This is a genomic window from Atribacterota bacterium, from assembly GCA_028703475.1.
In the GTDB taxonomy this organism is placed as follows: domain Bacteria; phylum Atribacterota; class Phoenicimicrobiia; order Phoenicimicrobiales; family Stramentimicrobiaceae; genus JAQVMU01.
In genome coordinates this window covers 1-2,917 of the sequence record JAQVMU010000129.1, presented here as the reverse complement: position 1 = coordinate 2,917, position 2,917 = coordinate 1, and the positions used below count along the sequence as shown (strand labels likewise).

The following is a 2,917-nucleotide window of genomic DNA, read 5'->3' as shown; positions in this document are numbered from 1 at the left end:
CCATAGGTGCCATTAGACCAATCTGCAGCAAATAAACGATCAATGGCAGTTATTTCATAAGAGTCGTCTTTTAAAGTCATACGAATTCTCAGTAAAGCCCTGCTTCGTAAAGTTGCTACAAATAAATCATTATTCCAGAAAGTCATGCCAGAGGGTGGTGTAGCCTGAGGCCACATAATTATCGGATCAATATATGGTTCTACATTGGCATCACCTAAGACTAAAGGCCAACCATAATTTCCTCCCTTTTCAATAATATTAATAATGTCCTTATCACGTAGCCCAAACTCCCCGGAAGGCCCGTGTTCGGAAGAAAAAAGAATTCCTGTTTCAGGATGCCAGGCAAGTCCCTGGGTATTACGGTGACCCAGAGAGTAAACCGGGGAATCATTAAATGGGTTATCATCAGGTATATCCCCTTCGGGTGTTAACCGTAGAATTTTCCCTCCTGAATTATTGATATCCTGGGCAATTTCCGCTTGCCAGGTATCACCGGTACATATGTACAGCATTTCATCAGGTCCAAAGGCAATACGCCCTCCATTATGTACCTGTGAACCGGGGATTTTATCAATAATTATTTTATCAAATTCCATCGTATTACCTGTATCAATAAAACGGATAACCCGGTTATAGAGCTCATTGTCACCAAGGTAAGTGTGCATAATATAAAGATATTTTTGTTGCGGATACCGGGGGTGTTTGGCAAAACCCATCAATCCACCTTCTCCGATATGTGCTACTTCGTCAACTACTTTATAAGGTTCCTGCTGTAAAATACTATTCTCAATCAGGCGAATTTGTCCATTTCTTTCAGTAACAAGAGCCTTGTTTTCAGACAAAAATACAAGTTCCCAGGGAATGTCAAGATTTTCAACCCATGTTTCAACATGGTATTCTGCCGGTTCTAAAATAAAATTGTCTTCTATGCTTTGGGGTGGCTCCCCAACAATTGGTTGATTTGTTTGTGCATTAAGAGAAAGTTGCCAGATTAACAAAATGCTAATAAGGAAAATGAAAAATGATTGATAGTTATTATTTTTCATTTTGGATATCTGACCTCCTTAATTTTTATATTTAAGGATCTTGCTGATAGGCTGATGTTTGATGATTGATATTAATTGTTTATTAATAATATTGAATATAAATATATTTTACCATAATTAGCTAAAAATGGTAATAAACTAATAGAATAAGAACAACAAATATTCTTTTAGTGTTTATTATTTCATGTTATATGTATTATAATCTAAAATAAGAAAAAATTTGAAGACAACAAAATAGTTTTGGTTGTAAAAACAACAAAGGTAAACAATTATGAGAGTATGGGATGTTCACCCTGGTTATCTGTCAGATAAAAGCTTGCTGGGAGAGCATGTAGAGATACATGCCTTATTTAGTATTATTAGTGGAGGAAAAAAGGGGTATTCCCAGCATCCGGAGACAAAAAGGTGGGTAGGCCGTCTTTGCCAACTGGTTATACGACATGATCTGGTTGTAAAAGAAATGAATCTAAGAGGATTTAATCATAATAGTCCCCTTTCAAATTCCATAAATATTCATCTACCAAAACCATTAGTAAAACCTACTTATGTTGATTTACCAGTACAACAATTTGTAATATTAACCAATAAATACCTTGAAAAAAATCAGGTGGGCCGGATACCTCTTCCCAAAAACGGTACTGAATTCTGGGCACATCATAAATATTCAATTATGGCAAGAGGCTATCAATATTACAGGAATATCCAGAGTCTTATGAAAAACAGTCCTGATTTGTCAATTGATCAGGAAGGTGATTTAATTTTAAAAATTCAATCCCATTTTAAATATAAAGTACCATCAAAGGCATTATATAATACTATTGAGCATTTATGGGGTTATTTTAAAAAAGAGACAAATGCCGAAGAAAAAACTTATTTCTTTAACCTCTCAAATCCTATAATAAAAATTAATTTTCTTTTTGAACTGGCAAAGAAATACCAGAAAAAATATCTGCTCCATTCCACTATCTTTGCAGATTTTTTATCAGAAGATTAAATGATTTTAAAATTAGAATCCGAAAACTGGACATTAAATAGGATAATTAAAAAATTGATTAGTTTGGTAAAAAAATTATATGCAGATATATCAAAATGATACCCAAATAAAATATAAAATATAGACTGACTAACTAAACTAAGGAGGCAGTTAAAATAATGTTTGAATTTAGTACATTTACCTGGATAGCTATCTTTGCTGTTTTATCAGCCTTGATTAATAGTATAGGGATATTAACTATCTATAAAAATAGAGATTGGGCGGAAAAGAAGAAGACATATTTTATGTGCCTTGCAGCCGGAGTATTAATATCAGTTCCCCTGATATCGGCTTTTCCTGAAGCAGTTGAAAAAAATCACAATGCCGGATATTTTGCCCTTACTGGTTTTTTATTTATGTTTTTCAGTAATAAGGTAATCCAGTATAAGACAAAACAAAAGTCCCTGGCTTTTGGTATCACAGCAATACAGGGTATTGGCATACACTCCTTTGTAGATGGTATGATATACACAGTAACATTTAATACCAGTATACTGACAGGTCTTTTGGCAGGCATTGGTCTGGTAATTCACGAATTTGCCGAAGGTGTTATTACTTATTCATTTTTTATGGCTGGTGGATTGAATAAGAAAAAGGCTATTTTATTTGCTTTTCTAATATCTTCACTAACAACACCATTAGGTGCATTTATTGCTTATCCTCTTGTTTCTAAATTAAATGAACAAATATTAGGTTTAGCTTTAGGTTTTGTGGTAGGTGTATTAATATACATTTCAGCATCCCATCTACTGCCTGAGGCAACCGGACATGAAAAGAAGCATTCAGTGATTGCTTTTCTTGGCGGAATCTCACTGGCATTATTAATAGCCCTGACACA

At 34.1% G+C, this 2,917-nt stretch carries 3 protein-coding genes; 2 read left to right on the top strand and 1 reads right to left on the bottom strand.

Going from position 1 to position 2,917, the window contains the following annotated elements:
- Window positions 1-1,046, bottom strand: a 1,046-nt coding sequence (locus PHQ99_08520; GenBank protein ID MDD4289615.1) for a PQQ-dependent sugar dehydrogenase, incomplete at its 3' end; no start/stop codon positions are given.
- A gap of 271 nt (window positions 1,047-1,317) precedes the next feature.
- On the opposite strand from PHQ99_08520, the gene PHQ99_08515 reads away from it, so the two are divergent.
- Both PHQ99_08515 and PHQ99_08510 read left to right on the top strand, forming a co-directional pair.
- Window positions 1,318-2,040, top strand: a complete 723-nt coding sequence (locus tag PHQ99_08515; protein MDD4289614.1) for a DUF1722 domain-containing protein — start codon at window positions 1,318-1,320, stop codon at window positions 2,038-2,040.
- Between the two features lie 158 nt (window positions 2,041-2,198).
- Window positions 2,199-2,917, top strand: a 719-nt coding sequence (locus PHQ99_08510) for a ZIP family metal transporter (protein MDD4289613.1), incomplete at its 3' end; no start/stop codon positions are given.